The 24,435-nt window shown below is 35.9% G+C and carries 28 protein-coding genes and 2 tRNA genes; 7 read left to right on the top strand and 23 right to left on the bottom strand.

From position 1 onward, the window contains the following. Window positions 1-127: 127 nt before the first annotated feature. The 8 genes from RSC39_RS10570 to RSC39_RS10535 all read right to left on the bottom strand — a co-directional run bounded on the left by RSC39_RS10570 (window position 128) and on the right by RSC39_RS10535 (window position 6,295). On the bottom strand, window positions 128-829 hold the full coding sequence (locus RSC39_RS10570; RefSeq protein ID WP_332537064.1) for an SDR family NAD(P)-dependent oxidoreductase: 702 nt from the start codon (window positions 827-829) through the stop codon (window positions 128-130). Further along, window positions 822-1,745 carry a ribonuclease Z gene (gene rnz / locus RSC39_RS10565; protein ID WP_332537062.1) on the bottom strand — a complete coding sequence of 308 codons (924 nt, stop codon included), beginning with the start codon at window positions 1,743-1,745 and terminating at the stop codon, window positions 822-824. Before rnz ends, RSC39_RS10570 begins: the two co-directional genes overlap by 8 nt. 130 nt (window positions 1,746-1,875) lie before the next feature. Continuing rightward, window positions 1,876-1,948 (bottom strand) — tRNA-Lys (locus RSC39_RS10560). Between the two features lie 618 nt (window positions 1,949-2,566). Further along, window positions 2,567-2,638, bottom strand: a tRNA-Arg gene (locus RSC39_RS10555). A gap of 96 nt (window positions 2,639-2,734) precedes the next feature. Beyond that, window positions 2,735-3,637, bottom strand: coding sequence for an SPFH domain-containing protein (locus RSC39_RS10550; protein ID WP_063281442.1), 903 nt, complete (start codon window positions 3,635-3,637; stop codon window positions 2,735-2,737). Between the two features lie 163 nt (window positions 3,638-3,800). Next, complete coding sequence (locus tag RSC39_RS10545) at window positions 3,801-4,469, bottom strand: hypothetical protein (protein WP_011675767.1); 669 nt, start codon at window positions 4,467-4,469, stop codon at window positions 3,801-3,803. A gap of 144 nt (window positions 4,470-4,613) precedes the next feature. Continuing rightward, window positions 4,614-5,498 (bottom strand): tRNA (adenosine(37)-N6)-dimethylallyltransferase MiaA, encoded by an 885-nt coding sequence (gene miaA, locus RSC39_RS10540; RefSeq protein ID WP_332537059.1) that lies wholly within the window; start codon window positions 5,496-5,498, stop codon window positions 4,614-4,616. 131 nt (window positions 5,499-5,629) lie between these two features. Next, the gene (locus tag RSC39_RS10535; protein WP_011675765.1) at window positions 5,630-6,295 is read right to left on the bottom strand and encodes a YitT family protein; all 666 of its coding nucleotides are present in this window, start codon (window positions 6,293-6,295) and stop codon (window positions 5,630-5,632) included. A gap of 194 nt (window positions 6,296-6,489) precedes the next feature. On the opposite strand from RSC39_RS10535, the gene RSC39_RS10530 reads away from it, so the two are divergent. Beyond that, window positions 6,490-6,660: a DUF3042 family protein gene (locus RSC39_RS10530; RefSeq protein WP_011675764.1), complete on the top strand. Its 171-nt coding sequence runs from the start codon at window positions 6,490-6,492 to the stop codon at window positions 6,658-6,660. A gap of 52 nt (window positions 6,661-6,712) precedes the next feature. Here the strand turns inward: RSC39_RS10530 and RSC39_RS10525 are convergent, their stop codons facing one another. The 10 genes from RSC39_RS10525 to RSC39_RS10480 form a co-directional block, all read right to left on the bottom strand. Next, window positions 6,713-8,728 carry a potassium transporter Kup gene (locus RSC39_RS10525; RefSeq protein ID WP_011834607.1) on the bottom strand — a complete coding sequence of 672 codons (2,016 nt, stop codon included), beginning with the start codon at window positions 8,726-8,728 and terminating at the stop codon, window positions 6,713-6,715. A 214-nt stretch (window positions 8,729-8,942) separates the two neighbouring features. After that, on the bottom strand, window positions 8,943-10,964 hold the full coding sequence (locus RSC39_RS10520) for a potassium transporter Kup (protein ID WP_332537056.1): 2,022 nt from the start codon (window positions 10,962-10,964) through the stop codon (window positions 8,943-8,945). Window positions 10,965-11,145: 181 nt separating this feature from the next. Further along, complete coding sequence (gene gndA / locus RSC39_RS10515; protein ID WP_014573039.1) at window positions 11,146-12,564, bottom strand: NADP-dependent phosphogluconate dehydrogenase; 1,419 nt, start codon at window positions 12,562-12,564, stop codon at window positions 11,146-11,148. 133 nt (window positions 12,565-12,697) lie between these two features. Next, window positions 12,698-13,258: a YtxH domain-containing protein gene (locus tag RSC39_RS10510; protein ID WP_011675760.1), complete on the bottom strand. Its 561-nt coding sequence runs from the start codon at window positions 13,256-13,258 to the stop codon at window positions 12,698-12,700. A 29-nt stretch (window positions 13,259-13,287) separates the two neighbouring features. After that, window positions 13,288-13,707: a DUF948 domain-containing protein gene (locus tag RSC39_RS10505; RefSeq protein WP_011675759.1), complete on the bottom strand. Its 420-nt coding sequence runs from the start codon at window positions 13,705-13,707 to the stop codon at window positions 13,288-13,290. A 166-nt stretch (window positions 13,708-13,873) separates the two neighbouring features. Continuing rightward, window positions 13,874-14,659: a prolipoprotein diacylglyceryl transferase gene (lgt, locus tag RSC39_RS10500; protein ID WP_014573041.1), complete on the bottom strand. Its 786-nt coding sequence runs from the start codon at window positions 14,657-14,659 to the stop codon at window positions 13,874-13,876. A gap of 61 nt (window positions 14,660-14,720) precedes the next feature. After that, the gene (hprK, locus tag RSC39_RS10495; protein ID WP_011834603.1) at window positions 14,721-15,653 is read right to left on the bottom strand and encodes an HPr(Ser) kinase/phosphatase; all 933 of its coding nucleotides are present in this window, start codon (window positions 15,651-15,653) and stop codon (window positions 14,721-14,723) included. 132 nt (window positions 15,654-15,785) lie between these two features. Next, window positions 15,786-15,962: a DUF3272 family protein gene (locus tag RSC39_RS10490; RefSeq protein WP_011675756.1), complete on the bottom strand. Its 177-nt coding sequence runs from the start codon at window positions 15,960-15,962 to the stop codon at window positions 15,786-15,788. Window positions 15,963-16,064: 102 nt separating this feature from the next. Continuing rightward, window positions 16,065-16,340: a DUF1294 domain-containing protein gene (locus tag RSC39_RS10485; RefSeq protein WP_063281446.1), complete on the bottom strand. Its 276-nt coding sequence runs from the start codon at window positions 16,338-16,340 to the stop codon at window positions 16,065-16,067. Between the two features lie 31 nt (window positions 16,341-16,371). After that, window positions 16,372-17,094, bottom strand: a complete 723-nt coding sequence (locus tag RSC39_RS10480; protein WP_332537075.1) for a TIM44-like domain-containing protein — start codon at window positions 17,092-17,094, stop codon at window positions 16,372-16,374. Window positions 17,095-17,248: 154 nt separating this feature from the next. On the opposite strand from RSC39_RS10480, the gene RSC39_RS10475 reads away from it, so the two are divergent. Beyond that, entirely contained in the window at window positions 17,249-17,695 is a 447-nt protein-coding gene (locus tag RSC39_RS10475) for a GtrA family protein (RefSeq protein WP_011675753.1), read from the top strand. A gap of 101 nt (window positions 17,696-17,796) precedes the next feature. On the opposite strand, the gene RSC39_RS10470 is transcribed toward RSC39_RS10475, so the two are convergent. The 3 genes from RSC39_RS10470 to RSC39_RS10460 all read right to left on the bottom strand — a co-directional run bounded on the left by RSC39_RS10470 (window position 17,797) and on the right by RSC39_RS10460 (window position 20,488). Then, window positions 17,797-18,690, bottom strand: coding sequence for a YihY/virulence factor BrkB family protein (locus tag RSC39_RS10470; protein ID WP_332537051.1), 894 nt, complete (start codon window positions 18,688-18,690; stop codon window positions 17,797-17,799). A 34-nt stretch (window positions 18,691-18,724) separates the two neighbouring features. Further along, on the bottom strand, window positions 18,725-19,579 hold the full coding sequence (locus RSC39_RS10465) for a methionyl aminopeptidase (protein WP_332537049.1): 855 nt from the start codon (window positions 19,577-19,579) through the stop codon (window positions 18,725-18,727). A 279-nt stretch (window positions 19,580-19,858) separates the two neighbouring features. Next, entirely contained in the window at window positions 19,859-20,488 is a 630-nt protein-coding gene (locus tag RSC39_RS10460) for a TetR/AcrR family transcriptional regulator (protein ID WP_332537047.1), read from the bottom strand. Between the two features lie 221 nt (window positions 20,489-20,709). Between RSC39_RS10460 and RSC39_RS10455 the strand changes: the two genes are divergently transcribed. The 3 genes from RSC39_RS10455 (at window position 20,710) to RSC39_RS10445 (ending at window position 22,797) form a co-directional block, all read left to right on the top strand. Then, window positions 20,710-21,783 (top strand): DHA2 family efflux MFS transporter permease subunit, encoded by a 1,074-nt coding sequence (locus tag RSC39_RS10455; protein ID WP_332537045.1) that lies wholly within the window; start codon window positions 20,710-20,712, stop codon window positions 21,781-21,783. A gap of 48 nt (window positions 21,784-21,831) precedes the next feature. Beyond that, a complete protein-coding gene (locus RSC39_RS10450) occupies window positions 21,832-22,206 on the top strand; it encodes a hypothetical protein (RefSeq protein WP_332537043.1) in 375 nt (124 codons plus the stop codon). A gap of 147 nt (window positions 22,207-22,353) precedes the next feature. Beyond that, window positions 22,354-22,797 carry a flavodoxin gene (locus RSC39_RS10445; RefSeq protein WP_011675748.1) on the top strand — a complete coding sequence of 148 codons (444 nt, stop codon included), beginning with the start codon at window positions 22,354-22,356 and terminating at the stop codon, window positions 22,795-22,797. A 191-nt stretch (window positions 22,798-22,988) separates the two neighbouring features. On the opposite strand, the gene RSC39_RS10440 is transcribed toward RSC39_RS10445, so the two are convergent. Together RSC39_RS10440 and RSC39_RS10435 are read right to left on the bottom strand one after the other, a co-directional pair. Beyond that, complete coding sequence (locus RSC39_RS10440; RefSeq protein WP_332537041.1) at window positions 22,989-23,315, bottom strand: inorganic pyrophosphatase; 327 nt, start codon at window positions 23,313-23,315, stop codon at window positions 22,989-22,991. A 13-nt stretch (window positions 23,316-23,328) separates the two neighbouring features. Next, on the bottom strand, window positions 23,329-23,676 hold the full coding sequence (locus tag RSC39_RS10435) for a MerR family transcriptional regulator (protein ID WP_011834597.1): 348 nt from the start codon (window positions 23,674-23,676) through the stop codon (window positions 23,329-23,331). 78 nt (window positions 23,677-23,754) lie between these two features. Between RSC39_RS10435 and RSC39_RS10430 the strand changes: the two genes are divergently transcribed. Together RSC39_RS10430 and RSC39_RS10425 are read left to right on the top strand one after the other, a co-directional pair. After that, entirely contained in the window at window positions 23,755-23,982 is a 228-nt protein-coding gene (locus tag RSC39_RS10430) for a hypothetical protein (RefSeq protein ID WP_063281452.1), read from the top strand. Then, the gene (locus tag RSC39_RS10425) at window positions 23,982-24,371 is read left to right on the top strand and encodes a cupin domain-containing protein (RefSeq protein WP_063281453.1); all 390 of its coding nucleotides are present in this window, start codon (window positions 23,982-23,984) and stop codon (window positions 24,369-24,371) included. Before RSC39_RS10430 ends, RSC39_RS10425 begins: the two co-directional genes overlap by 1 nt. Window positions 24,372-24,435 lie beyond the last annotated feature (64 nt).

Genomic DNA, 24,435 nt, shown 5'->3' with positions numbered 1-24,435 from the left:
CACAAATTACTTAAAAGAAAAATGGCTACAAAGCAAGATAAGTTTTAGTCTTCTTTATCGCAAATGACTGCTATTTTTTTACTGACAGAAGAATGAACCGCTTCTATAAAAAACTGTCAGTAGAATACTATTTAAAATTAAAAAATCTTGTTGATAAAAAATCAACCAGTGAGGGAAAAAGACTGCGAAGTTTGGCAGCTGTGGATAAAGTCCACGGTAAATTTAGTTCTCTTTTTCTTTTCCCGAGGTTATTCACAATTTTGTCAGCAACTTTAGCGGCAGAAATAGCACTTTTCCCCACTTTATTAAGATAATCTCCATTATCCTTATGAAATTTGGTCCGAACTGGACCAGTATTCACAGTGGTCACAATTAATTGTGGATTTTCCATGCGCAGGGCATCCGAAAAAGTAATTAATGCTGCTTTACTGGCAGCATAAATACTTGATTTTCTTGTCGGTAATTTCCCAGCAATAGAAGCAATGTTAATCAGCTGAAGTCTTGGTTTTAACTGTCTTGTCAGCTGAATGGGCATCAATGTATTAATGACAAATTGCTCAGTAATCTCAGAGTCTGTCATTTCAATAAACTCTTTAAAAATACCAAAGCCAGCATTATTAATTAAAATATCCACATCATAAGATTGCTCAGCAGTTAAAAGTTCATCATTGGTCAGTAAAGTGACATTTGCTAACTGCCCATACAATTTCTCTAAAGCCGTACGACTTCGTGATACCAAAATCAAATGGTCATTTGTCTTAGATAATAAGCTGACAATTTCTTTTGCAATATCACCAGTTGCACCTGTAATTACAATATTTTTAACCAATTTTTTCCTCGTATAAATCTTTGGCCACAAAGGTATTCGCGTGAACATCTTGCGCTTCACGAACCAATTGCCCTACCAAAGGACCAACATAACGTGCACTAATATGGGTCAATAGCAAACGATTGACGCCTGCTTCCTTAGCAACATCAGCCGCTTGCTTGGTCGTTGAATGCCCATGAGCTCTGGCCATTTTACTCTCACTGGCCTCATAAGTTGCCTCATGCACCAGTAAATCTGCTTGCCAAGCCAAACGCACCGCTGTGTTGGTTTTTCGCGTGTCTCCTAAAATCGTCACGATTTTCCCTACTTTATCAGCTCCGATATAATCCTTAGGGTCAAAGGTTTTTCCCTCATAGTCGACGACTTCTCCTTTTTTAATTTTACCAAAAAGAGGTCCAAAAGGAAGTCCAGCTTCTTTTAAAGCATTGGCATCAAGCTCACCTACCCGATTTTTCTCTACTACGCGATAACCCAAGCAGAAAATGGTATGGTCAAGCAAATCCGTATAAACTTCAAAAGAATCATCTTCAAAGATTTTTCCGGCTGAATCAATCTCATGAAAATTAATCCGATAACCTAAACGTGAACCTGAAATTCTAAGCCCCGCTAAAACAAACTCTTTAATCCCTACAGGACCATAGAGGTCCAAATCAGTCTGCTCATCTGAGCTTTGAAAACTTCGGCTAGACAAAAAACCAGGGAGACCAAAAATATGGTCGCCATGCAAATGTGTAATAAAAATCTTTGTAATTTTTCGAGGTTTAATTGCTGTATTTAAAATTTGATGTTGACTAGCTTCACCACAATCAAAAAGCCAAATTTCATTACGTTCATCAAGCATTTTTAAAGCAATCGCTTGAGTATTTCTTGATTTCGAGGGCTGACCTGCCCCAGTTCCTAAAAATTGGATTTCCATTGACCCTCCATAACATAAGCTTTAGAATCATTAGCTTTTACCGTTGTTTTCTCTAAACTTTGAGAAATATTTTTCAAAAATAAGAAAAAATTGTGAGCCATCCCCACAATCTTTTCTTCAATAAATTTAGTGACCCGTGCTGGGCTCGAACCAGCGACCCTTTGATTAAAAGTCAAATGCTCTACCAACTGAGCTAACGAGTCATACTTAGGCGTCATTTTCACAACGAAATATATTATAACACAGACTTTCGCAAATTTCTAGTCTCAACTGTAATTTTCTATTTTTTTATTCAAATTCTTGTCTACTAGGCCTTTTTAGCTGATATCTAAACAATTTTGAAAACCTTTGGAAGATAAACAAGGAGATACTGTGAGCTGACAGAGTTTTTGGACTCCCCTATCTATCCACTTTGGAGTTTCTCATGAATTAAGTCGTCATCTTAAACAAAGACCGACATCGTAAAGCATATTTTGATAACACAAGTCAAACCAAGTCAAGAGGCCATTCCTCTTCTTTGAGAAATATTTGAAGTCAGTCAAATAAATCTTTCGGAATTTGCAAAAATTATTTCTAATAAAATTTTATAAACAAGAGTATTTATGAAAAAAATCTTATTATTTGGAGTATGTTCATCAAGCAATAGCTCAACTACTTCAATAAATGATTCAAAATCAGTCAGTAGTTTCATTTCAAAGTCTAAATTCAGCAAACCTCTTGTTTCAGAAAGATGAAGAAAATCTCAAAATTAGGCTTCTTCAAATTATTTGGCATAAAAATAAGAAAACCGCTCAACAGAGCGGTTTATTTGTATGATTAAATGCGTCCGGAGGGAATCGAACCCCCATTGCAAGAATCGGAATCTCGCGTGATATCCATTACACTACGGACGCTATAACCCCTTTATTCTACCTAATTTCAAAAAAAATTGCAAGAAGAAACTCAGCAAAATAAAAAAAGCTATCTCTTGATAACTTTCTTTTTTCTTTTTATTTTCCTGCTTTTATTGCTGATAAAATCTGGGTTCGCAAGCTTTCTGCTCCTTCAGCTCCACTAGGAAGGAAGATGGTTGAGTTTCCACCCGCAGCAAATTGGTTCAAAGTATCCAAATATTGGTTGGTCAGCAAAATCGCCATAATTTGTTCTTCATCAAGTGCCACACCAAGTTTTTTGATTTCAGTAATTTGTTGAGCCAAACCATCAACGATTGCTTTACGTTGTTCGGCAATCCCAACACCATGCAAGCGGTCTTTCTCAGCTTCGGCTTCGGCTGCCGTCACAACTTGTATTTTATTAGCATTAGCCAACATTTGACTAGCATCTTGCTTACGTTGAGCCGCATTGATTTCGTTCATAGATTGCTTAACTTCAGCATCTGGTTCAACTTTAGTAATCAAAGTTTTAACAATAATGTATCCGTATGTTTGCATTTCTTCAGCAACCGTTTTTTGAACTTCAAGAGCGATTTCATCTTTTTTCTCAAAGACATCATCCAAAGTCAACTTTGGCACAGCTGACCGAAGTGCATCTTCGATATAGGCTTTGATTTGTTCACCTGGGTTCATCAATTTGTAGTAAGCATCTTTAATTGATTGTTCGTTTACTCGATATTGTGTAGCAATATTCATCGTAACAAAGACGTTATCTGCTGTTTTTGTTTCAACAGTCATCTCTGTTTGCAAAAGGCGTAATTGAATTCGCGCAGCAATTCGGTCAATTCCCCATGGTAGTTTTAAATGAAAACCTGGGCCTGCAGTAAATTGATATTTACCAAAACGCTCAACAATAGCAACCGTTTGTTGCTTCACGACGAAGACAATTGTACTTAAACTAAAGATAAGAATCAGTAAAACAATTGCCAAAATAACGAGTGGAAAAATAATAATATCCATGAAAAGTTCCTCCTTGTAGCCTCTCATCAGTCGCTGATCAATCTGTCAGTAAAATTAAATAATTAGTTTTTTAATGATAATGTCTTTGTCAGTAACCGTTTTCAAATAGTCTATCACTTATTGGAGAGAATTGCAATTTTTTAGGCAGCTAATTCATCAATGATTAAAAGCCTTTTGTAATATAAACCAAATGTTTTCGTCCATCTCGTCCATAGCACAAAGGACTTAAAAAGCCAATTTCCTGTGCTTGTTCCAATAAATCCTCAATATTATAACCTGATAAACGGATATATTCTTCATTTTCCGCTTGCTCGGTCAAGGCTGTCACGTCCTTCACTTTCTCAAATTCACTTTGGAATTGAGCAGGTTTCATCTGCAATTTTCCATCTTCTTCAATCAATAGATAGTGTGGAAAAATTTGTGCAATTTCAAACATCAATTCAGCTGTAATTTTTACTGGAAACTCACTAAAGATAAGCGCTTCTTCCGCTTCATTTTTATAAGAAAAACCAAATGATTTGCCTGAAAGGTTGAGTCGAATAAAACGGAAATGTTCAGAACCCACTTTTCCTTCAAGTTGAAAATCTGGGTTTTCTTCAAAAATATCAAAGGCCTTAGAAAGCTCAAAGAAATAGTCTGTCGCATCCTTGGGCGAGCGTTTTTGATAAAGTTCAGCAAAATAAGCATTCAATACCGATGCTGGCGGAGTAACCAAAAGTCGTTTATCGGCGACATCAGTTAAAGTGGCTAATCTATTTTCTAAAAAAATTTGATCTTGAGCCATGAATCCACCATATTTCATTCCCAAATCTATCCATTTTTTATCATTCATCTTCTCTCTCCTTTTTTGCTAAAATATTACTGACAAACTTCTAATCTTTTTGTCAGCAAAATAAGTTGACTGATTTAAAGTCTGTCAGTCAGATATAATGTCCTTTTTCAATCATTTTCATTATAACATTTTTACGAAAATGAGTCAGTTCAAAAATTGAGTCACTTTCTCAAAAACTGAATCAGGGTATGTTTCTGAAAAGACATCCTCAAATTCGACTTCCATTCGATTTCTGAACCAAGTCAATTGCCTTTTAGCATAACGTCTGGAATTACGCTTGACTAATTCAACTGCTTCTTCTAAACTAATCTCGCCAGCAAAGTAAGGGAAAAATTCTTTATAACCAATCCCTTTTGCTGCTTGAGCATCGGGTGCCTTTTCAAATAGAGTTCTTGCCTCATCCAAAAGCCCTTCGCTCATCATTTGCTCTACCCGCTGATTGATTCTTTCATAGAGCACTTTTCGCTCTGCATTCAAGCCAATTAATAAAAAATGATAATCAGAGCCACTATTTTCGTAAGTTGAACCAAAAGTTTGCAACTCCAAAAAGCGAATCGCTCGTCTGCGATTCAATTCAGGAAAATTTGGATTTAATTTAAGAACTTTTTCAAAGAGCTCTTCGTCAGTTAAAGCCGATAATGTTTCTCGAAGTTCCATCATTGCTTGATGATTTTCTTGACCTCCCAGATGGTAACCTTCTATCAGTGACTGAATATAGAGTCCTGTCCCACCAACAATAATCGGGACATTCCCACGTTCAATAATCTCCTCAATCAATCGATTGGCTTCCATCACAAAATCATGAACCGAAAAATTCTCTGTCCATTTTCGAACATCAATCAAATGATGAACTGCTAAGGCTTGTTCAGCTTTTGTTACTTTCGCTGTCCCAATATCTAATCCCTGATACACTTGTTGTGAATCACCAGAAATAATTTCACCATTCATTTTTATAGCTAAATCAATGCCTAGTGCCGTTTTACCCACCGCAGTTGGTCCAACAACAACCAAAACTTTATTATTTTTCATTTATATCTTTAACTCACTCTCACGATTTCCAATCTCTATTATTTCAGAAATAATCAGCAAATTCAAGCTTTGACCAGAAAAAAAGTTACTGACCATTCTGTCAGTAACTTTATAATATATTTTACAGTCTCTTAAGCCGCAAACACTTTTTGGTAAATTTTCTTTCCACGTGACATCAAAGATTTTCGATAATCTTCCCGCCCAACAATCAGTGTCATTTTACTAAAAATGTAGCATGATAGGAGAGTAACGGCAAAGTTAGGAAGAGACAAGAAAGTCAATAAGGAAACGCTCAGAACAACGACGTCAACCAAGAATAAGACTTTATCGATTTTAAAATCCCATTGTTCTTCTAAAATTCGACTAAGTAGGATAGAGCCGCCAAAAGTCCCTTCCGAAATGATGACTAGACCGGCACCGATGCCTGATAAAATTCCATCAAAAATCCCGGCAAAAATAACATGTGAGAATTGAAAACCAGTAACACCCAATGCTTCATAAATCATTAACCAAAGACTCATTGCAAGAGCTCCGGGAATACTTAAAAGTAAAATTCTACGTGGAAGCAGACGTCCCCCGAAAATAAAGAGGGGTACATTTACCAAAAAGAAAGTCAAGGCTGGGTTGATGCCGAAAACAAAATCCATAAGTACAGAGAAACCAGCGACACCATTACTTGCTAAACGGTTGGGGATGACGAATAATTGAACAGATAATACATAAAGGCCGACACCTATAATCAGGATGAGTAAGTCCCTCATAAACTTCTGATCAATTTTTACACCTATAATTGTCATATTTCTTACCTTCTTTCTTTTTCATTTATTTATTACAACTGATACTAATATATCACATGTGCCTAATCTTAACCTTAACCGGTTAAGATTAAAAAATCTTTCATTTTTAGAAGTGATTCGATAGCGTTTTCACATTTTTTGATTTATAATGATAATATAATGATTTTTAAATAAAAATTAAAGGAGACCCGCAAATGAAAAATAAATTTATCCAAGGTTACCTCATTGGAAAATCAGTCGAAATTCTTGTCGCTGGAACTGCCCTCTTGATTGCCAAGAAAAAAGGATATCTTCCCTCAGCTGACAAGGCTGAATTCATCGCTCAAAAACGAAAAGAAGCCGCTCGAAAACGACTTGCACGCTAAAATTTTTACTGACAAAAATAAAAACTTACTGACAGAATCGTCAGTAAGTTTTTTAATTTGTTGCAGGAGCTTCTGTTTCATCTACTTGCTCTAAACGCTCATGAATTTCCAAATTACGCACATCTGAAAGAACCAAGGGAACCGTTTCAACTGTTACTTCCGAGAATTGAAGTCCAAACCAACGAATTGGTGAGGCAGTAATTCTCTTAATTTGTGCTTTCGTTTGAAGAACAAAACGTTCAAAACCTGGCATTTGTCGTGCATTCATTAATTTTTCTTCAACAACGACAAAGCGGAAATCACCAACTTTACGTCCTGGAGTGATACTGTAGTGTTGATGTTGTCGAGGCAAGCGACCTGATTCCATCAAATCCGTCACAATAGTTCGTAGATAGCGCGGAACTTCTTGACGCATACGGAATCCAAGATAAAGATTCACTCGAACAATAAAATCAGTATCCATCATATCAACTTTGTACTCAGAAGTATAAGGTTCGTCAGTAACTTTCACATTAACAAACCAATAGCATTCCGCACGTTTTGGCCGTTTGTCTAAGATGGAATACAAGATAGAACGGTCAATCCATTCATGATCCATTTTACTCGTCAGATAAACCACATTCGTTTGATATAAGTCATAAGATTCATCATGACGCAAAGCATTCAATTGATTCTTATATTCATTAATATTCAAAGATTTAATGTATTTCATAACAATCTTATGTGACTTATTCCAGATAAACATCACAAAGATAATTGCCAAAGCAATCAGTACAACAATATATGCTCCATTGATAAATTGTACCAAGGAAGCCGCAAAGAACGAGCCTTCAATACAAAAGAGACCAATGGAAATAAAAGCAATCGCAATTTTTGGCGTCCCTTTTTGAATTAAGAAATAAGTCAAAAGAGTCGTTGTCATTAACATAGTGATTGTAATCGCCAAACTATAAGCGGCTTCCATATGTTCTGAAGTTTTAAAATACAAAACAAAGAAGGAAGTTGTTACCCAAAGTGCAAAGTTAACTGCTGGGATATAAAGTTGTCCCAAAGTTTGCCCTGGATAATAAATTTTAAACAAAGGTAAAAGTTTCAAACGAATCGCTTCAGAGACCAAAGTAAAGGAACCTGAAATCAGTGCTTGAGAGGCGATAATCGCGGCTAGCGTTGACAAGATAACAACATAAATGACCATATTATCAGGTAAAACGGCAAAGAAAGGATTAAGCTTTTCAATATGTTCACCACGGTGAGCTAAAAGCCAAGCCCCTTGTCCACAATAAGATAAGATAATACAAATCTTAACAAATGGCCAGCTGACATAAATATTTCCGCGACCTACATGTCCTAAGTCAGAATAGAGTGCTTCTGCCCCGGTTGTTACCAAGAAAATTGAACCCAAGATAAAGAAACCAGCCTTATTTTCCGGACTAAATAATAAATGAATCGCATAATAAGGATTAATCGCCTTAAGAATTGATAAGTCAAGAAATGAGTTGATTAGCCCACTCACGCCCAAAAAGCCAAACCAGATGAACATAATTGGTCCAAACAAACGACCGACCAAACTTGCTCCAAACCTCTGAATTAAAAAGAGAAAGGCAAGGATTATCAAAGTGGTCACCATGACCGTTGTTTGATTGGAGTAAACATGAGTTACCCCTCTTAATCCCTCAATTGCTGATGTGACCGTTACAGCAGGGGTCAATGCCCCATCTGCTAGTAATGTTGCTCCACCAATCATTGCTGGCACAATCAGCCATTTTCTCATTCGTCTAACAAGCGTAAACAGTGAAAAAATACCGCCTTCATGATGATTATCAGCCTTCAATGCAATCAAAACATACTTAACTGTTGTGATTAGCGTTAAAGTCCAAATGACAAGAGAAACAGCCCCTAAAATAAAGCTTTCAGAAAGATTTGCTAATCCTCCCTGTCCTCGAACAATAGCCTGCATGGCATAAAGAGGACTTGTTCCAATATCACCATAAACAATTCCTAATGCAATCAGGAATCCCGCAGAGGTCGCTTTGTTAAACGACCGATTATGTAAGTGTACTTGACCCACTTTTATAACTCCTCAACTTTCTTCAGCGAAAATAGTCAAATAAATAAAACGAAGCTTAGCTCGTTTTTTAATAGCTATATTATAGCAGATTATCCCCAGTTTATTCAAAAAAAACTGTGAGAAATTACATTTATTTATTTCTCGCAGCTTTATATAAAATACACTATTCTTCTAAAACACTACTATATCAATCAAAACCAAGCTTTTTGCTTATTTATTTTGACAGATTTTCCACTTCATTTTCCTTTGAAATTCGCTCGTGAATTTCCAAATTTCTGACGTCTGAAAGAACTAAAGGAACCGTTTCAACTGTAACTTCTGAGAAATGGAGTCCAAACCAACGCGCCGGCGAAGCCGTAATTTTCTTTATTTGCTCCTTTGTTTGAAGAACGAACCGTTCAAAAGCTGGCATTTGTCTTGCATTAATCAACTTTTCTTCTAAGAGAATGAACCGGAAATCGCCAACCTTCCGTCCGGGAATGATACTGTAAGGTTGATGCTGTTGTGGTAAACGCCCTGATTCCATCAAATTAGTCACGATTGTGCGCAAATAACGTGGAATTTCTTGACGCATGTGAAAACCGAGATAGAGATTGACACAAACGATAAAATCAGTCCCCAACATATCCACTTCATACTCAGAAGTATAAGGCTCATCTGTGACATTAACCTTCACAAACCAGTATACTTCGGCTTTCTTAGGTCGTTTATCTAAAATTGAATACAAGATTGAACGGTCAATCCATTCTTTATCCATTTTGGCCGTCAAATAAACAACATTTGTATGATAAAGATCATAGGATTCGTCTTTTCGCAGCTTATTCATTTGTTCTTTGTAATCATTAAGATTAGAAGATTTGAGGTATTTATAGAAAAGTTGGTCAGATTTGTGCCAAATTGCCATAACGAATAATATGAGGGCAGCTAAAACCACAACCACATAACCACCGTGCAGGAACTTTACAGCAGAGGCTGCAAAAAATAATCCTTCTATGAAGATAAAAGCACCGAAAAAGAGGACAACGAATACCTTTTTGACTTTTTGATGTTGTGCTAAATAAACCGTTAATAAAATTGTTGTCATTAACATGGTGACCGTAATCGCTAAGCCATAAGCGGCCTCCATGTGGGCAGAACTTTGGAAGTAGACAACAATAAAACTTGCCGCGAGCCATAAGCCCAGATTTACCGCTGGAATATACAATTGGCCAAAGGTTTCCCCCGGATAATTGATTCTCAATCTTGGGAGTAGTTTAAGGCGAATGGCTTCAGAAACCAATGTAAATGAACCAGAGATTAAAGCTTGGGAAGCAATAATTGCTGCCAAAGTCGCTAGAATCACAGAAAAAATAATCAGGCTTTGAGGTAAAACTGCAAAAAATGGATTAATATCACCTAATGATTTTCCGCGATTTTGTAAAAGCCAGGCCGCCTGTCCACAATATGATAAGATAATACAAACTTTAACAAATGGCCAGCTAACATGAATATTTCCTCGGCCCACGTGACCCAAGTCAGAATATAGAGCCTCTGCCCCTGTCGTCGCTAGAAAGACTGAACCAAGGACAAAAATTCCTGCTTTATTTTCTGGACTTAAGAGTAAATGAATGGCCCAGTAAGGATTGATTGCTTGAAGGACTGAAAAATCGCCAAAGAGATTAATCAGGCCTGTAATCCCAAGAAAACTAAACCAAATAAACATCACTGGTCCGAAAACTTTACCAACGATCGAAGTTCCAAAACGTTGAATCAAAAACAGAATTGCCAAAATCGCCAACGTTATAACGACAATTGGTAATTGTTGCTGACCAAAAGCTTCATGAAAAGCTGGAATAGACCTCAATCCCTCAATTGCCGAAGTAACTGTAACAGCCGGTGTTAAAGCACCATCAGAAAGCAAGGCAGCTCCACCAATCATCGCTGGGATAATTAACCATTTTGCATATTTACGAACAAGAGTAAATAGGGAAAAAATCCCACCTTCATGATTGTTATCCGCTTTTAAAGCAATCCAAACATATTTGACCGTTGTAATCAAAGTCAAGGTCCAAATAATCAATGACAGAGCCCCGATAATTGAGGTTTCCGAAATTCGTTCAAGCCCTCCTTGACCTTGGACAATGGATTCCATTGTGTAAAGAGGACTTGTCCCAATGTCACCATAGACAATTCCCATTGCGATAATGAAACCTGCGCCTGTCGCCTTATTAAATGAGCGATTATGTTGATAACCCATTTTAGCTCCCTCAACTTTCTCTAGTTGCAATCATTTTTTTCAAAATAAGCTAAGCACATTTTGATTATCTAATAATATAACATTTTATCCATTTTTTGTTAAAAAATGGTCCAAAAAATACCACTAATCTTTAAAAGAAAAAAAGCTAGAAAACTCTAGCTTTTGATTGAATATTTTTAAATTAGTCTTCTGTATACCAGTCGTAATGGAAGATTCCTGCTTTATCAGTCCGTTCATAAGTGTGAGCACCGAAATAGTCACGTTGAGCTTGAATCAAGTTTGCAGGAAGATTTTCAGAACGGTAGCTATCGTAGTAGCTGATTGCTGAGGTGAATGTTGGAATTGGAATTCCTGCTTGAACAGCAAGGGAAACTACATCACGTACAGCTTCTTGATAACGTTTTGTGATGTCTACAAAGTAGTCATCAAGCAAGAGGTTTTCAAGTTCGCTATCTTTATTGAAAGCATCTGTAATATTTTGAAGGAATTCTGCACGGATGATACATCCAGCACGCCAAATTTGAGCAATTGTACCATATGGCAAGTCCCAATCAAATTCTTCAGAAGCTTTGCGAAGTTGAGCAAATCCTTGAGCATAACTCATAATTTTTGAAAAATAAAGCGCTTTGCGGATTTTTTCGATTACTTCTTTTTTATCGCCTGAGAAATCAAGAGCTGGGCCAGACAAAACTTTGCTTGCTTTAACACGTTCATCTTTATAAGTTGAAATATAACGAGCAAATACTGATTCTGTAATCAATGGAAGTGGTACACCAAGGTCAAGGGCAGATTCTGAAGTCCATTTACCAGTTCCTTTATTTCCTGCTTTATCAAGAATTTTATCAACGATATAGCCTTCGCCTTCATCATCTTTACGTTTCAATACTTCTTTTGTGATTTCGATGAGGTAGCTATCAAGTTCGCCTTCATTCCATTCTTCAAAAATGGCTTGAATTTCTGCGTTGCTAAGTCCAAGAACACGTTTCAAAAGGTCATAAGATTCAGCAATCAATTGCATGTCGCCATACTCAATTCCGTTATGAACCATTTTAACGTAGTGTCCCGCACCATTGGCTCCCATATAAGCAACACATGGTTTACCGTCTTGAGGAGCTTTAGCTGCGATTTGTTCAAAAATTGGAGCTACTAAATCATAAGCTTCTTTTTGTCCACCAGGCATCATAGAAGGGCCCAAGAGCGCTCCTTTTTCTCCACCTGAAACACCAGTACCAATGAAGTTGATTCCTGAGTCAGCAAGTTCAGCATTACGACGCATTGTATCTGGGAAATGAGTATTCCCACCATCAATCAAGATGTCGCCTTTGTCCAAAAGTGGCAAGAGTGATTTGATGGTTGCATCAGTAGCAGCTCCCGCTTGAACCATGAGCATGATACGACGTGGTTTTTCAAGACTTCCGACAAATTCTTCAAGTGTTTTTGTGAAAACAAGATTTTTATCTTGATGTTCTTTATAAACTTCTTCAGTTTTTGAAGTCGTACGGTTGTAGATAGCAACGGTATATCCACGTGACTCAACATTGAGTGCAAGGTTTTTACCCATTACAGCCATTCCGACAACACCAAAGTTTGCTTGTGCCATTTGAAATCCTCCAGAGTATTTCTTTTATTTTATATATTATATAGTATAACGCAATTTATTTCCAATTACCATAGTTAGGTGTGTAAATGTTTTACATATCAAAAAATCTGTCTAAAAGACAGATTGAATTTTATTATTTTTCATCAGGAAAATTTGTTAATTCTTTGGCTTCATCAGCAATTTTCTTTGCTTCTTCTGCAAGAGATTGAGTGTCAATATCTTCTTTTACTTCATCTTTTGCATCACTGAATTTAGCTACTACTTCTGCAGCTTCATCAGACAGGTCAGATTCATCCTCATCAAAGAGTTCTTCACCACTTTCTTTCATTGAATTAATCTTTTCAACGACAGCATCTTTTGTATCATTGAAAAAGTCAATCACAGTTTCTTTAGAAAGTTCTCCTGAATCCACTTTTTCCATAATTAAATCACGTTTTGAAAGCAAGAAATCTTTAGCTTTATCTGCTGAAATCTCTCCTGAATCAAACTTTTCTTTAATTTCATTAAATTTTTCAGCTGAAAAATCAAGAGCAGTATCTCTCATCCCTGTCAACGTTTCTTGGGGATTTTCTTTTAAATCATCATAAATTTTCCCAGCTTCCTCACGGAGTTCGCTGCCTTTTTTAGGAGCTAAAAATAAAGCGGCTGCGGCTCCAACTAAAGCACCAACTAGAAATCCTGTTTTTTTTGACATCGGTTAAGTCCTTTCTTTATGTAAGTAATTTAATTTACTTTTACACCAGCTTCAGATTTATCTTTTTTGACAAAGAATTTTTTCGCTGTTTTGGCAAGTACAACAGCCGAAGCTGAAGTTGTTTTTCGTTTTGTTGAACCTCGATTAAGGCGTGTTACAAGCTTACGGCTTGAGGCATTAATATCTGAAACACTTTCAGATAAATCAGCAACTGCTGTAAACAAGGGGTCAATCGTGGCGACTTTCCCATTAACATCATCAAGCAAAGTGTTAGCCTTAGTCATGATTCCATCGGCTTGATGAAGCAGTACGTCCACATCACTCGATACTAATTTAACAGTACGGTTCGCTTCTTCTACAACTTTCGAAACCTTATGTAATACAATAACCAAGAAGACTACCAATACAGCAAATGCTATCGCGATAATCAATAATGCAATATTTCCCACGTTTCCTCCTCTTATTCGGACTTAAAACTCTATGTCCATTTTTTAATCTTCTTTCATTTGGATGAAAGCGATTCTATTTTACCTCATTATAACAAATTGTTGCGCCATTTTCTAATATTACTTACATTTTTTTATGACAAAAAGGCAATCCCTTAGGATAGCCTTCTTAATTTTTTTTAATTCTACGATAAACAAATAGGATAATTCCTAATATCACTAATAAAACTGACAACCATTGCGACACCCGTGCTGGGCCCAACATTAGGCTATCAGTACGCATCCCTTCAACAATAAAGCGCACTGCCCCATACCAAACGAGATAAAAACTAAAAATATCTCCTCGTTTCAAACCTTTGATACGATGTCTAAAGACCATAACCAGAATAAATCCACTTAAGGTTCCAATACTTTCAAATAAGAAAGTGGGCATTCGATAATGGCCCTCGATAAACATTTGATTTCTAATAAATGGTGGAAGCCAATCTAAATTTGAAACAATTTTACCGTAAGCCTCTTGGTTTACGAAATTTCCCCAGCGGCCCATTGCTTGAGCAAGGAAAACACCAGGTATAGTAATATCTAGCAAATCTAAAGGATGGATCATGCGGTAGTAGCTAAAGACAAAAAGAACAATCGCTCCAGCAATTAAACTCCCATAAATGGCTCCCCCACCATCCCACATTGCAATAATTTGCGACGGATGCTGACTATAATAAGACCATTGGAAGATTACATAATATAATCTTGCTCCAACAATTCCTAAGGGAAAAGCAAAAAGCACAAAATCAATAATATCGTCGACCTTTATGTTTCGTTTTGGTGCTTCTTTACACGCTAACCAAACCGCTAATGCCGCACCACCCACGATAAAAATGGCATACCAATGAATAGCAAGAGGGCCTAATTGGAGAGCAATTTTATCCAGAGCTAAAAAAGGAAATAAATTATTCATAGTTTTTATCAGTTTTCTATTTTAACTGACAGTATTTCTGTCTGTCAGTTACCTCTAAGTTTTATTGTGATTCTTTGTTGTGACTGATTAAGTCTGTTAGACGGTCTTCAAAAGTTTTAGTGGCATCAAAGCCCATTTGTTTAGCTCTGAAATTCATGACTGCCGCTTCAACAATCACTGACACATTACGCCCTGTTTTTACAGGAATACGCGTTTGAGGCACTTCAACATCAGAAAATTCGACGATTGTCGGCGCATTTCCCAAACGATCAAAAGCTTTTTCTTTATCGTAATATTCTAAATAGATAGCCATATCAATATCCGTTGAATCCTTGACAGCACCTGCACCAAAAAGACTCATCACGTCAATAATCCCAACGCCACGAATTTCTATCATATTGCGTAAAATTTCTGCAGGTTCTCCAGAAAGCGTAAAAGCATCTCGTTGAAAAACGTCTACACGGTCATCAGCAACTAATCGGTGACCTCGTTTAACTAATTCAAGACCTGTTTCAGATTTACCAATCCCACTCGCACCTTGAATCAGCACACCAACACCAAAAATATCCATCAGAACACCATGAACTGTGGTTCTTTCTGCTAATCGTTCATCAAGGAATGAAGTCAAAACCGAGTTTAAACGACTGGTTGCTTCTCGCGATTGAAGCAAGACAATGTCTGCTTTTTTAGCTGCTGCAACCATTTCACTTGGAATTTCTAAATTACGCGCAACGATTACAACTGGTGTCTCTTTGGCCATGACCTTTTTCAAGAGGTCATAACGATTATCTCCAACTACAGTCATCATGTAAGACCACTCTTTCATCCCAAAAAGCTGAATTCGCTCAGGGGTGAAGTAATCAAAATAACCAGCCATTTCTAAACCTGGCCGCATAATTTCGGAAGTTGTAATTTCTTTTTGTAATGCTGTTTCTGTTGAGTAAATCACATGAAAGTGAATTTTATCAAGTAAGTCTTGAACTGAAACCGCCATTTTAATTCTCCCTTATTTTTTCATAAATTAAGAATAACTGACAGAGTTGCTAGAGAATAATGTCGTGTTTTTTTACTTACAAGTCTCCACAAATTTTGTCAGTACTTTTATAATAAAAATTGTGATAAAAAATCACATTTTCATCTCACGTATAAATTTATCCAAGCGATAAGCAAGGAAGATTCGGCGCACCAAAAGGAAGCCGAAAAATGTGGCTAAAAACCACGAAGCAGAAAGGAAGGCCCAGCTGAAAATCCAAGCTTCAATAACCGTTCCAATCATAAATGAGTAAAATCGTTGTTTAGGCATGCCTCTATTATGCCATTTTTAAGTCAGAAATGTCAATGGATTGTCTTAATTAATGACTGACAAAAATCACATTTTATTTTCTAAAAAAATGAAATTTCATTATTAATTAACAAAGAATTTGATGATTAAAAAGAGGAGGACAGCATCTACAAGTAGGCCCAGATACCATGAAAGATTAAAGTACCATTTTCTTGTTTTGTGATGACAGAGATGCCCAGCTAGAAGTGCTCCAATCCCTCCACCTAAAAGTGCTTGAGCAAGTAAAACTTTCTCTGGAATTCTCCATAAGTGCTGCTGTGCCTTGTACTTATCGACCGCATAAAACACAAAGACAATAAGATTCCAAACTGCTAATAAAGCTAATAGATAAACAATCATTTTCTTCTTTCTATTCTAATTTAAATAATCGTTAGATTTTAAATTCTCTCATTTTTTCAACTCGAAGGGCTCCTTTTTGACCACTAAAAGTCCAGCGTTGTTTAAATTCTCTTCGATATTGATTATTTCCCGAAATAATTTGACCAGAATCAATAGAAACAAGATAGTCAATAGCTACAAAATATAGGTCAACTTCAAATTGATTATCTTTTATTTCCTTATAACGCGTGATACCATCTAAAATAGCACTGCGCGTATGATTAATCTGACCTTTATTTCTCATTTTTTCAAGAACTTTTTGATGCTTTTCATACAATTGATCGCCATAAAATGGTGATAAGCTTTGTAAATCTTGTTTATCCCAAGCTTCTTGAACATTAAGAAAAATTTCTTCTATTCCTTGTGCTAAAGCCGGATCATTTATTGTCTTTTCTTGATGATAATCTCTTTTTTTAAAAGGAAGTTTAACTTTATTTCTTACAAAATAAAGTCCGAGACCAACAAGCACAATCAGCCACTCCCAAATCCTTCCCCTACTATATCTTCTTCCCATTCTAGATGTTCCAGAATTAGAGCTATAATTATTGGAACCAGTATTATGATAATCGCTGTTAGTGTTTCCACCTCCAAAATTACCACCAGTTCTTGTGCTTCTATTTCCTCCCCCTCGGTATCCTCCTGCTGTTGCAAAAGCATGAGGCGTGACCAAAAATAAGCCACTGATGAGCAATAAAACAATTATTTTTTTCATCATTTGATTCAAAAACCATTCTCATTTCTTTTTATTTATATTACTATATTTATTTTGTTATTATACCCTATTCCCTACATTATTTGAAATATCTACTCATGCTATGAAAATTCTATTTTTAGTGGAGTCTAAGAAAAGAGTATGATATAATTACGACATGAAAAAACTCATGAATGTTTTAAAATCCGAAACGGTAAGATATCTTATTTTTGGTGTTTTGGCAACTGCTGTCTATGCTCTTGTCAAATGGTTAACTTGGCAAGCATGGCATTCTGGCTGGGGCTCAGAAACTGCTGCCCAAGCTTCAAGTATTATTTTCGCTTTTTTCACGAATAAACTTTTTGTATTTAAGCATCAATCAACCAATTTATTACGTGATTTCATCAATTTTACTTCTGGCCGGATTGTTCTCTTGCTCGTTTCTATTTTTATTAACTGGTGGTTTATTGACCAACATCCAGATATTTTGATGAACCTTTTTGGACTTTCTAAAAACAATATGGTGGCTAGCCTCAATCTAGTCGTTCAAGTTCTAATTATTGTCATTAACTATCTCTATTCAAAATTCTTTGTCTTTAAAGAAGATAAAAAGATTAATGATTAAGAAAATTATTTTTTAAAAAAACTACTGACAGTTCAATGCGATCAGAGTGAGCATTGAATCGGCGAACAAAAAATACTGACAGATTTTCTGTCAGTATTTTTTTATTTTCTAATTTCCTTGATGAATTCAACGATTTCACCGCGACGTGTTTCAATCTTACCAACTTTTGTTTTTTGGTAGACAGCATTTAGTATGGCACCAATGATTAGAACTCGGGCAATGAAAATAAACCAAATCATCAGAGCAAAAACAACCAATGACCCAATTAACTTCAAGTCATCCAATCGTTGCAAAGCAAAACTAACATACTTAGCAATCCAGTTTGTCAGAAAAACTAAAACAAAGGTCGAAAAAATTGTTCCGGGCATCGTATATCTTAATTTTCTTATTTTGACATTCGGTAGAATAAAATAAAGCATCATCAAAGACAAAAAAGTCGCTACAGCAATCGCTGGCAGGGTCATATTATGCAAAGTGCGGTACAAATGATCATCAAAAGCGAAAATACGATGAACTTGCTCTAAAATTAATTGTCCAAAAGTTGAAAGGACAATTGAGAAATAGAGAAAGAGTAAAATCGCAAATCCTGCAGCTAAACCAATTACTCGACTGACAATAAAATCGCGATGATTAAAAACTTCATAAGCTTTATTCATCGACATCTGTAAAGCAGATAAAGCCCTTGAAAAGGTCCAAAAACCTGCCAAAACAGAAAGTGAAAGTAATCCAGTATTTCTTTGATTTAAGAGATTATTAATGACTGGTTCAATTCCTTGATAAACATCACTAGGAAGCTGCTCAGATAAAAAGCTCAATAAACCTGAAGTATCAATATGTAAGAATGGTAAAATATTTCCAATAATCAAGCCCAAAGGAAAAATTGCGAGCAAGAGATAATAAGCAACGGCAATTGAGGATAGACTCATTTCTGAACTTTTGAAAAAAGTCATGAAAGTTGTCGTTAATTCACCAATTTTTTGTAGACTTTTTTTCATCTTTCCTCTCATCTGCTTTTTCCTTTTTTACTTCTTAATAAGTCCGCTCTTCCCCTTGAGAAGTTAAAATTACTGGACCATCTTTGGTAATGACAAATTGATGTTCATATTGACAAGATAAGCTTCCATCAAAAGTCACATAACCTCGTTCACCATCATGATCGATTTCCCAACCCCCAGTGTTAATCATTGGTTCAATGGTTAAAACCATTCCTTCACGAAGACGAAGACCACGACCCGCACGTCCATAATGTGGAACCATTGGTTCTTCATGCATTGTTGGGCCAACACCATGTCCTACAAGGTCACGAACGACACCATAGCCACGACTTTCAGCATATTCTTGAATCGCTGCCCCAATATCTCCAATGCGGTTTCCAACTTTAGCCTGTTCAATACCAAGATAGAGGCATTCACGAGTAACGTCCATCAAGTTTTTTACTTCCTCAGAAACTTCACCTACAGCATAAGCCCAACAAGAATCGGCCACTCCACCACGAAATTCTTCTTGATATTTAACCATTGACTCAGCATCATCAAAGTCAAGTTTTGAAACATCAACAGAGCCGTCTTCAACTAAGCCAAGTACCATGTCGACTTTAATCAAATCACCCTCTTTTAAAATTTGATGACGCGGAAAAGCATGAGCAACTTCATCATTCAAGCAGCAACAAGTAGCATAAGGGAAGGGATTATAATTTCCTTCATCTACACCAATTTGTAAAGGTAAAACATTTTTTTCTTTACAAACTTTGCGGACATATTCTTCAATTTCCCACATGTCGATACCTGGTTTAATCAAATCACGAAGACCAATATGGATATCTGCCAAAATTTTACTACTGCGTTCCATTTGTTCGATTTCACGTTGAGATTTTAATGTAATCAATTTATTCTTTCCTTCTAAAGTCCTGAGAATAGACTCAGTTCTTTTTATTTAAATTAATATTTTGAAGTGACTCATACTTCATCGAAAAATAAATAGCTATTTACTGGGGTTACTGAATTCTTATGAGATAGTATTTATGCCTGTATCTATAAGAATTTTCTTCGACAATCATGAGCCTTTTCAAAATGATTTGAAATGCTGAGCAATTCAATTAATTATTTCTAATCAATCCGAGTTTGCTTAGTATAAATACACTCTATTTTACCATAAAATTCACCATTACTTGGTGTTTTTTATATAAATCGGAAGTAAAACTTCATCGACCAATTCTTTGATTTGTTCATCATTCATTGATTGGCCCTCAAGCAACATATGATATCGAGTCATTTGAAAAGGAAGAACTTTGGCTGATTGTCCAATTTTTTCACGCGCTTCTCCTCTTTCCTGAGCTCTGGCTAGTAAACGTTCCATGATAATCAGATTGCTTGGAAGAACATTGCCAACGGTCGATTCAAGAACATTTTTTCCTTGAGATTGCATAAATGAGACGAAAGCTAGAAAACCTTTAGGATAGAGTAAAAAATTTTCTCTCATAAAAGTTAAAAGTTCAATCAAATCTTGCCGTAAGCTTCCTTTATTGATTTCTTGATCAATGACATTCCCACGCCATTTAGGATTTTGTGAAATATTAAAACGTACGGCTTCAAAAATTAAGTCAAAAACATCATTCCAATACCGATAAAGTACACTTCGGGTCGTTTTTGCTTCTTTTGCAACATTTTGAAAGGTTACTTTTTCATAACCTTCATTTTCTAAAATATTAATTGCCGCTTTATAAATTGCTTCTTTAAGTTCGCTTCCTCTTCTTCGAGATTGGGGTGGCGTTTTTTTTACTTTTTCTTCAAGCATAAGAGACCTCTTGTTTCTTATTTATATTATATCATCATTCTTATCTAATACCAAAAACCAAAATTAGATACAAAAAGAATCTTATTGTTGACAAATAAAACTTTAAGTTTTATAATATCTTTTGTAAATAAGGTACAAAATGTATCTTAATTGAAATTTTTAGATTTTCCTAAGTTTATCAAGACTTAGCTTTCGCTTAGGCGAAAAGAAAGGAAGCCATTATGGCAAAATCAAAAAAAGAAAAATTACCAAAAGAGTTGACTCGAAATGCTTGGATACTAGTTGTTGGTGCAATTGCTCCCATGCTTGACTCCACCATGGTCAATATTGCAATTAACAAATTACAAAGTGATTTACATACCTCTCTTGACATGATTCAATGGGCAATCACAGGTTATGTGCTTGCCCTTGCTGTAGCCGTACCTGTTTGTGGCTATGTGGTCAATCATATTGACGGAAAAAAAGTCATGCAATGGTCTCTCCTTAGTTTTGGACTTTTTAGTTTTTTATCGGGAATTGCTTGGAATATTGATAGTTTTATCATTTTCCGAGCCGTTCAAGGATTTTCTGCAGGTTTCATTACTTTACTGATGACCACCTTGCTGATGCAAATTACACCTCCTGATAAACTTGGTCAGTTAATGGCCGTTGTTTCTACACCGATTATTCTTGGCCCAATCATCGGTCCTGTTCTTGGTGGTGCTATTGTTTCTGGAGCCAATTGGCATTGGATATTCTATGTCAATATTCCAGTTGTTATTATTGCTGTTTTACTTAATCATTTTTATCTAAGTTCTTTCAAACCTTTTAATCCAAAAGCAAAATTGGACTGGTTTGGTACCCTTCTTCTTGCTGGGGGCTCTGTTGGATTAATATATGGCATGATGAAAGGTTCAACGAATGCTAAAAATTTTTTCAATAGTCAAATGATTACTTTTGTCCTCATTGGTTTAGCTTTATTTATTATTTATGGAATTTATAATCAAATTCGGAAAAATAATACCGTTCTTCCTTTAAGATTTTTCAAATCTAAACATTTTACTGCAGCAAATATAGGAATTTTTCTAGCTGGAATTGCTTCTAATGGTCCTATGCTTCTTCTTCCTCTCTTTTTCCAAAATACCAAAGGATTTACAGCCATTGAAGCAGGTTTGATGTTAATTCCCCAAGGTCTTGGAATGATGGCAACCCGCCCTTTGATTGGGAAGATGATTGACCGACTTGGAGCAAGACCTGTAGTGCTTGTTTCTCTTGCCATTTCCCTTCTAGGAACGGTTCCTTTCATTTTCGTTTAAGAAAATACTAATTTAATTTGGTTAGGACTGGTTTTATTTATTCGCGGAATGGGAATTGGTGGCCTGCAAATGCCAATGATGACTGATATCTTCATTGGTTTAGATAAACAAGATATTCCTGGGGCATCAGTAGGTCAAAGAATCATTCAAAATGTCGGTTCATCTTTTGGCTCAGCCGTTATCTCGGCAGTTGTTACGGCGGTTGTAACATCAGAAATTGCTGGACAGATGACGACTAAACTGCATCAATTAGCGGCTCTACATAGCACTTTAACACCCACGGTTATTGCGACTGCAAAAACTTCTGTTGAAAAAGCAGTGACACTTAATGGTTATCAACTTGGTTTTCTTGTCTCTTCAATTGTTTTAATTGTGATTGCTATTCCAGCAATATTCCTCTCACAAAAGAAGAGCGTGAAATAATATTCATAGTTTTTAGCTTTGATTTCACTTGAATTTTGTTATAATTGAATTGAATTATCTCAATGATAGATAGACAAATATTAATCAATTAACTGAGCTTGGTACGTAAAATCTATACGTTCCTTGTATCTTATAGGAGAGTGAAAAATGCCTTTAGCAAAAATTGTATATGCAAGTATGACAGGAAATACTGAAGCTTGTGCCGATATTGTCGCTGATAAACTTGAAGAATTAGGTTTTGAAGTAGAACTTGATGAATGTACTTCTGTTGATGCTGATGATATGGCTGATGCTGATCTTTGTATCGTTGGAACATACACTTACGGTGACGGTGAGTTACCTGACGAAATTGTTGACTTTTACGAAGAATTAGCTGAGGTTGATTTATCTGGTAAAATTTACGGTTGTTTCGGTTCAGGCGATACTTTCTATGATGATTTCTGTATCTGCGTCGATATGTTTGAAGCGCAATTTGAAAAAACAGGGGCAACTAAAGGAGCAGAGCTCGTTCGTGTCGATTTGTCACCTGAAGATGAAGACGAAGCCCATCTTGAAGCTTTTGCAGAAACTTTAGCGGCTCACTTTAACTAATGTTGAAACATAAAAATTACTGACAAGTATGAAAAAAAGCTGACAGAAATTCTGTCAGCTTTTTTATCTACCGATTCAATGCTCACTCTGCCATAGAGAGGTTGCTTTAGCGACCTGACTTCTTGGACAAGCTGAACTCATATCTATGATGTGAGTTTGTGGCTTGGTCGCATTGACCTGTCAGTAATTTTTTATTCTACCATTTCAATTTCACTATCAAAATATTGCTCTTGAAAATGGACTGCCTTTTCGATTTCTTTATTTGTAAATTTTTCTTCCAAACTGGTCAATACCCATTTATCTTCAACATCATCTTTTCTGTGAACAATAGCAATGCGTTTTCCAGTGAATGTTTTGAGAGCTTTTTGATTCTCAGGTAAATTGGACAAAATATAGACATCTTGTTCTTCGCCGTCTCCTGCGATAAGTCCCTCGATGTATCCATAGTTTATTGGATAAACTGTCCCATGATGAATTGTTCCAATTGGTCGGTCAATTTTTGCAATGTAGTTTGTCATCAATTTTCTCCTATCAACAGTTTTTTGTCAGTGCTTTAGCTTCTTCTAAAAAATTCAAACTTTGTTCAATTTCTTTTATTCTTTCGATTAATTCTACTTTCTGCTCTTCTAATAACTCTAATCTTTTCTGACGACTTTTTGCACCTAATTGTTTGAGATCAGAAAAATATTTGATTTCAGAAAGTTTCATGCCCGTTTTTTTCATATTTTCGATAAATCTCAGCCAGTCAAGGTCAGAATCATCAAATTCTCGGTAATGATTGGTTTTTCTTTTCGTCTGTAAAAGTCCAATTTGTTCATAATAACGCAAGGTTGCAGTCGTTAATCCTGTTTGCTTTGCGACTTCTGATATTTTATACATGCTATCCAATCTTTTTTACTTGCCTTCAAGTTCACTTGAAAGTTTATACTGAGTATATCACAAAACAAAGGAGTTTTTATGTCACACACATTTTTACAAAAACAGATTAGTTTTGTTCTTACAACAATGATTATCTCGTTTTCTTTATTTTATATCAATCTCAATATTCTCAAACTTGGATTTACAAATTTCCCATGGTTCCTGTGGTTGCGCTCCTGGGCAATTGTTTATCTTTTATTGCTCATTTTATCTCGTTTAATTCCACCTCTGGTGAATCGAGTTTTTAAAAAGTTTGGAGGTCAATAATGTTTAATAAAGGAAACAAAGTCGAAAAACCTGCTTATTCAGGTTTACCTTTTTATTTGAATATTTTAGACGACAATCTTTTTGCAATGGTTGAACAGTTGACTTTCCCTATTGGTTCACGAACAAATTGGCACAAAAATCCCTGTGGACAAACCATTTTGGTAACTAAAGGAGCGATGATTTATCAAGAAGAAGGCAGCGTTCCCCGCCTTTTACCCTCTAACACAGTGATTACTATTAAAGCGAATAGCAATCATTGGCATGGTGCTATTTCGGAAGAAAATTCTTGTTTATTAATTACTTACAAAAGCAACGGGGATGAATTAGTCACTTTTACTGATTCCGTCAGCGATATTGATTTTAAAAAAGCACTGATAAATGCAAAGTAAAAATTGTAAAGAATAGAATAGGACACAAAAGCTGTCAAAATGAATTGACAGCTTTATTTTTTAC

The sequence above is a fragment of the Lactococcus sp. genome (genome assembly GCF_036648155.1).
GTDB lineage: Bacteria > Bacillota > Bacilli > Lactobacillales > Streptococcaceae > Lactococcus > Lactococcus cremoris.
Note: the sequence above shows the minus strand (reverse complement) of the source record. Positions and strands in the feature narration are given on the sequence as shown.